Below are 5,771 nucleotides of genomic sequence, written 5' to 3'. Positions count from 1 at the left end.
GTCCAGCAGGTTCCAGCGCTCTTTCGGCTCGACCCAGCTGCCGATCTTCGGACGCGACGCCAAAAGGCTTTTGGCCATCAGCATCTTGATCGCTTCGCGCACCGCCGAGCGGCTGACGTCGAAAGTCTCGGACCATTTGGCCTCGTTGGGCAGGATGGTTCCCGGCGGATAGTCGCCGCGCACGATCCTGAGACCGATCTCGTTGGCTAGTGACGCATGCACGCTCGACCCAGGCATACGCGCCGCATCGGCACGGCGGACGACAGCCGGGCGCTCGGCGGACGCCGCCTTGGCCGGTGTTTTTCCCCTATTCGGCTTGCCGTCCCGCATGCGTTCACAAAGTCCGGATTCCGAAAGCTGTCAAGCACAGGACAAGCCTCGGGCTGCAAAGCCTGCTTCTGTGCACAGATCAGCCCGGGTGCATCGACCCCGTCATGCCGACTTGACGTATTTCCGCCAACTGTGTTCAGGGCGGAACCCGAGCACATCCCGCGCCTTGCGGTTCGAAAGCAGCGTCTCGTATTCGCCGAGCTCAACGTTGACCGGCACGCCGGGATAAAACCGCTTCAAGAGTTCAGCCGTCGGCAGATCGGACGAGGTGTCGTCATTGGCTGCGTTGAACACCTGATAGCCGAGCCCATCCTTTTCGATCGCGCGAAGCGTGATCTGGCCGAGGTCGCGCGCGTCGATATAGCTCCAGGCGATCCGCTTGCGGAAACCCGGATCGGCGAACCATTTCGGGAACAGCGAATATTCATGCGGCTCGATGACGTTGCCGATGCGCAAGGCGTAGATGTCGATGCCGCTGCGCAGCGCGAAGGCGCGCGCCGTCTTCTCGTTGACGATCTTGGACAGCGCGTAGCTGTCCATCGGGTCGACATCGTACTCCTCGTCGAGCGGGAAATGCGTCGGGTCGCGCGGCTCGTTGGCGAAGACCAGCCCATAGGTCGTCTCGCTGGAGGCGATCACCACCTTGCGGATGCCGAGCTTCACCGCCGCCTCGATTACATTATAGGTGCCGAGCGCATTGATACGGAACACCTCGTTATCGGGCGTGATCATGATGCGCGGGATCGCCGCGAAATGCACCACGGCGTCGACCGGCTGCGCGCGCAGCGACGGGTCGAATTCATGCAGGCCCATATAGCTCGACAGCGCGTTGAACACCTGCCCACTGTCGGTGATGTCGGTGATCAGCGTGCGCACCTTGGGATTGTCGAGCGGCTTGGTATCGATGTTGAGCAGCTGGCACCCCTGCTCGACCAGATACTGCACGACATGACGCCCGGCCTTGCCGCTGCCGCCGGTGAACATGATCCGCTTCGTCATTTTGCTCTCCACATTCCCTGGAATTCATGTGTATTGTCAGACAATATCGAACTCTGCAATCGTCTACCGACCGCTTGCGGCAAAAACCCGCTTCAACAATTCGCCTGCCAAAGTGCAGCGCCGTCATCGAGACCGCAACACAGGATTACACGGACATGAACACCACCGCCGCGAGCGAAAAGATCGGCTTCATCGGACTGGGCTTGATGGGGCACGGGATCGCGAAGAACATCGTCGATAAGGGCTATTCGCTGACATTCCTCGGCCGCAAGAACCGCGCTCCGGCGGAAGACCTGCTCGGCCGGGGTGCGGAGGAAGCCGCGACCTCGCGCGACGTGGCAGTGGCATCCGATATCGTCTTCATCTGCGTCACCGGCTCGCGCGAGGTCGAAGCCATCATCCGCGGGCCCGGCGGCCTCAAGGAAGGCCTGAAGAAGGGTTCGGTGGTCGTTGATTGCTCGACCTCGGACCCGACCTCGACCGTAGCGCTTGCCGCCGAACTCAAGGCGCTCGGCGTCGACTATGTCGATGCCCCGCTCAGCCGCACGCCGAAGGAGGCCTGGGAAGGCACGCTCGACGCCATGGTCGGCGCGTCCGACGGGGTCTTTGCCCGACTGAAGCCGGTGCTCGACACTTGGGCCGGACGCATCGTCCACATCGGCAACACCGGCGATGGCCACCGCATGAAGCTGCTAAACAATTTTATTTCGCTGGGTTATGCGGCGATCTATTCCGAGGCGTTGGCGCTGGCTGAGAAGGTCGGCATCTCGCCGCCGCGCTTTGACAGCGTTATCCGCAACGGCCGCATGGATTGCGGCTTCTACCAGACCTTTATGCGCTGGACCTTGGGAGGCGACCGCGATGCGCACAAATTCACCATCGCCAACGCCTTCAAGGACCTCACCTATCTCGAATCGATGGCGGGTGCTGCCGGCATCGCCAACCCGCTTGGCAATGCCACTAAGAACGCATTCGCCGGCGCATTCGCCGCTGGGCCGGCCGATCAATATGTGCCGATGCTGGCGACGCATATCGGCAAGGTCAACGGCGTCGACCTGACACCGAGCAAGGACGGCAAGCGGCAAGAGGTTTAAGGACCGTTCTAGCGCCGCGACCGCCCGATAACGTCGTCGGTATTGGCGAGCAGTCTGTGCACTGCGGTGCGGGCTGCAGCCGGCCGCTGGAGCCGGATGTTCTTCTCGATCGCCTCATGCAGCGCCTGCGCTCGAGGCTGGTCGCTGGTTTCGCGGGTGACGAAAACGAAGAGGTGGTCGAGCGCGGATTCGATCAGCACGCCGAGCGGTACCAGGAGGTCGTTGCCCGACGCCCGCAGGATGGCGAGATGAAAACGCGTATCGGCGCGGGTGCGCTCCTGCAGCGTCGTCGCTTGGCCCATCTCCCGGCAGGCCTGGCTGATCTCGGCCATCTGCTCGTCGCTACGCCGGATCGCGGCAAAGGCGCTGGCTTCCGGCTCGATAATATGACGGAACTCCTGCACGGTTCTGAGGAACACTTCGCGGTCGGGCGACGTCGCGTACCAAGCCAGCACGTCGCGATCGAGCAGGTTCCAGCGCTCCTTCGGCTCGACCCAGCTGCCGATCTTGGGGCGTGAAGCCAGCAGGCTCTTGGCCATCAGCATCTTGATCGCTTCGCGAACCGCCGAGCGGCTGACGTTGAAAGTCTCGGACCATTTGGCCTCGTTGGGCAGGATGGCTCCCGGCGGATAGTCGCCGCGAACGATCCTGAGGCCGATCTCGTTGGCCAGCGACGCGTGCACGCTCGATCCGGGGATCAGCGCCGCATCGGTACGGCGCGCGCCGGGCGGACGGGCAGCCTGTGCCTTGACCTTGGCCCGTGCATTAACCGTGGTAAGTCGCTTTTTCGATCTTGCGTCCGACATCCATGTTCCCCGGCACATGCTGAACTCAAGGCGCGGCAAAGCAGGAGCGGTTCGCCCCAGCAATCTCACCTCGTAGGTTTTCGTGAACCGGTGTGACGGGGCGCCCGTCGATCGGACGCCCCGAAACTGCGAACCTACTTCTGGATGCAGGTGTCGGCCGTATCCTTAGTGCACTCGTCGAGACCGGTGAAGACCGGATCGGCGACCGGCTTGCCTTCGATCAGGTCAATCATCACCGAGGGCGCCTTGTAGCCCATCTCGAACGGCCGCTGGCCGACCAGCGCGGTCACCAGACCCTCCTTGGCGATCGCCACTTCCTCACCGATCGTATCGGCAGCGCCGATGACGAACTCGTTCTTGGCGATTTTATCGGCCATCGGCTTGAACAGGTCGCGATAGGGCTGCGGCGCACCGAACAGCGGCCAGCCGCCCATGATGCCGAAAGCGTCGAGATCGGGATTAGCGGCGAGGATATCGGTCATCGCCTGCACGCCCTTGGCGCCGTCGTCATTGGTGAACACCGGGCAGCCGGCGACCTCGGTCCAGCCGCCCTCGCCGGCGAGCGCCGGGAGATCCTTCTGGCCTGTAAGCGCGTCGCGCATGCCCTGAGCGCGGCGCAGGATGTTGTCGGCCGCCGGATTGCCTTGGATGGTGCAGATCTTGCCACCATCCGGCTTGGCCTTCTTGATATACTCGCCGATCTTGTAGCCCATCAGGTAGTTGTCGGTGCCGAGATAGGTCTTGCGCAGCGCCGCATCTTCCTTGCTGAGGTCGGCGTCGAGCGTCATGATGGGGATCGACGGATTGGCGCTTTTGATCGTCTGCGCGATCAGCGGCGCGTTGGACGGCGATATGGCCATCGCCACCGTGTCTGGCTTGCTCAGCATGTCCTGAACGATCTGGGCTTCGCCGGCCTCGTCCGAGGTCGACGCCGGACCTGTGTAGAAGCATTCATATTCCGAGTTGGCGTTTTCCGAGTTCCATTTCTGGCAACCCTGGTTGATGGCCTCGAAGAACGGATTGTCGAGCCCCTTCACCACGATGACGAGCTGTTTCTTGGCCATAGCCGGCCCGGCGCCCAACGCCAGCATGGCGACGGCAGCGAGCAATAGTGATTTCCTCATTTCAGTCCTCCCTTGAAACAGACGGACACGGCGTGCCCGCCACACAGACCGGCCCGGATGCGCGATGACAGAGGTTCGTTTCGCGAGCACTCGTGTCGCCAAGCCGGGCCGATAAGTATTTCCAGATGCGGCCGCAGACCAGCGCGGTACGGACGCTGCCAGATCCTCGACCGATAAACCTCCGCCGATTCCGCCGGCGCGCCGGAACAGGAGATCGGCATAATCTCCTCCGACGCTTAGCTAATATCGGCTTGCGACCAACGTCAATTGCTATTTGTCCTACAAAACGGATTTTTCGAAAGAAGCCGCTGTTGACGGCAAGGGGGCATGTGCGTAAATGGGCGAAAGCGCTGTTCCCGGGAGGGGCTGGGGAGAGCGAGGCCGCGGCAGAACCGCTGGCCGGAACCACGGGGAGGAAGCAGTCTGGTGTCGGTTCTCGAACTCGCCAACATCTCGAAACATTTCGGCGCCATCCAAGCCGTCAACGACGTTTCGCTGTCGATCGAGGCCGGACAGGTGGTCGGCCTGATGGGCGATAACGGCGCCGGCAAGTCGACACTGGTCAAGATGATCGCCGGCAATTTCCGCCCGAGCCACGGCACGATGCAGATGGACGGCAAGGAACTGATCCTGCACAAGCCGGTGGAGGCGCGCCAGCACGGCATCGAGATCGTCCATCAGGATCTGGCGCTGTGCAACAATCTGACGGCCGCCGCCAACGTCTATCTCGGCCGCGAGCTGCGCCGCGGCGTCGGGCCGTTTCGCATCCTCGACTACGCCGCGATGTACAAGCGCGCCGGCCAGATCTTTGCCGTGCTGAAATCCGAAACCCGCCCGCGTGACTTGGTCAAGCAGATGTCGGGCGGCCAGCGGCAAGCGGTGGCGATTGCCCGCACCATGCTTTCGCAGGCTAAGATCGTGCTGATGGACGAGCCGACGGCGGCGATTTCGGTCCGACAGGTCGCCGAGGTGCTGAACCTGATCCGCCATTTGCGCGACCAGGGCATTGCGGTCGTGCTGATCAGTCACCGCATGCCCGACGTCTTTGACGTTGCCGACCGCGTCATCGTCATGCGGCGCGGCCGCAAGGTTGCCGACAAGACGATCGCGTCGAGTTCGCCCGAGGAAGTCACCGGGCTCATCACCGGCGCCATCGAACAGGTTTGATGTCATCGGGTTTCATCACGCAAGCAGATAAAGGTCGACGATGGCAGTAACTCTTGACCAGACGATCGCGCAGAAGCAGCACACTTTGCTGACCAGGGTGTTTGCCAGCCAGACCTTCTGGGTGGTGATCGCGGTCATCCTCGCCTGCCTGTTCCTGTCTGTCGCCACGGATTCGTTCGCCACGACGAAGAACCTCTACAACATCACCCGTAACGTCACCTTCGTCGCCATCGTCGCTCTGGGCATGACCT

6 protein-coding genes and 1 pseudogene are annotated in these 5,771 nt (G+C 62.4%); 3 read left to right on the top strand and 4 right to left on the bottom strand.

The features are described 5' to 3' along the window. Together EOA86_RS19120 and EOA86_RS19115 are read right to left on the bottom strand one after the other, a co-directional pair. Positions 1-330 (bottom strand): GntR family transcriptional regulator (locus tag EOA86_RS19120; RefSeq protein ID WP_164891830.1); only part of this gene is annotated, 330 nt, incomplete at its 3' end. Between the two features lie 102 nt (positions 331-432). Next, positions 433-1,329 (bottom strand): NAD(P)-dependent oxidoreductase, encoded by an 897-nt coding sequence (locus EOA86_RS19115; protein ID WP_128343100.1) that lies wholly within the window; start codon positions 1,327-1,329, stop codon positions 433-435. Between the two features lie 155 nt (positions 1,330-1,484). On the opposite strand from EOA86_RS19115, the gene EOA86_RS19110 reads away from it, so the two are divergent. Next, the gene (locus EOA86_RS19110) at positions 1,485-2,423 is read left to right on the top strand and encodes an NAD(P)-dependent oxidoreductase (RefSeq protein ID WP_128343099.1); all 939 of its coding nucleotides are present in this window, start codon (positions 1,485-1,487) and stop codon (positions 2,421-2,423) included. A gap of 8 nt (positions 2,424-2,431) precedes the next feature. On the opposite strand, the gene EOA86_RS19105 is transcribed toward EOA86_RS19110, so the two are convergent. Both EOA86_RS19105 and EOA86_RS19100 read right to left on the bottom strand, forming a co-directional pair. Further along, a complete protein-coding gene (locus tag EOA86_RS19105; protein WP_065006738.1) occupies positions 2,432-3,229 on the bottom strand; it encodes a FadR/GntR family transcriptional regulator in 798 nt (265 codons plus the stop codon). Between the two features lie 134 nt (positions 3,230-3,363). Next, a complete protein-coding gene (locus tag EOA86_RS19100; protein WP_065006737.1) occupies positions 3,364-4,353 on the bottom strand; it encodes a sugar-binding protein in 990 nt (329 codons plus the stop codon). Between the two features lie 426 nt (positions 4,354-4,779). On the opposite strand from EOA86_RS19100, the gene EOA86_RS19095 reads away from it, so the two are divergent. After that, positions 4,780-5,520 carry an ATP-binding cassette domain-containing protein gene (locus tag EOA86_RS19095; protein ID WP_029351636.1) on the top strand — a complete coding sequence of 247 codons (741 nt, stop codon included), beginning with the start codon at positions 4,780-4,782 and terminating at the stop codon, positions 5,518-5,520. Between the two features lie 40 nt (positions 5,521-5,560). Beyond that, positions 5,561-5,771 (top strand): annotated as a pseudogene (locus tag EOA86_RS19090) (ABC transporter permease); the annotation flags it as partial.

Source organism: Mesorhizobium sp. M5C.F.Ca.IN.020.32.2.1, from assembly GCF_004023105.1.
GTDB lineage: Bacteria > Pseudomonadota > Alphaproteobacteria > Rhizobiales > Rhizobiaceae > Mesorhizobium > Mesorhizobium wenxiniae.
This window is presented reverse-complemented; position numbering and strand designations above follow the sequence as displayed.

Bases quoted from the DNA above. Each gene is read 5' to 3' on its own strand.
- EOA86_RS19100 (WP_065006737.1), bottom strand. From the start codon at position 4,353: ATGAGGAAATCACTATTGCTCGCTGCCGTCGCCATGCTGGCGTTGGGC.
- EOA86_RS19105 (WP_065006738.1), bottom strand. From the start codon at position 3,229: ATGTCGGACGCAAGATCGAAAAAGCGACTTACCACGGTTAATGCACGG.
- EOA86_RS19110 (WP_128343099.1), top strand. From the start codon at position 1,485: ATGAACACCACCGCCGCGAGCGAAAAGATCGGCTTCATCGGACTGGGC.
- EOA86_RS19115 (WP_128343100.1), bottom strand. From the start codon at position 1,329: ATGACGAAGCGGATCATGTTCACCGGCGGCAGCGGCAAGGCCGGGCGT.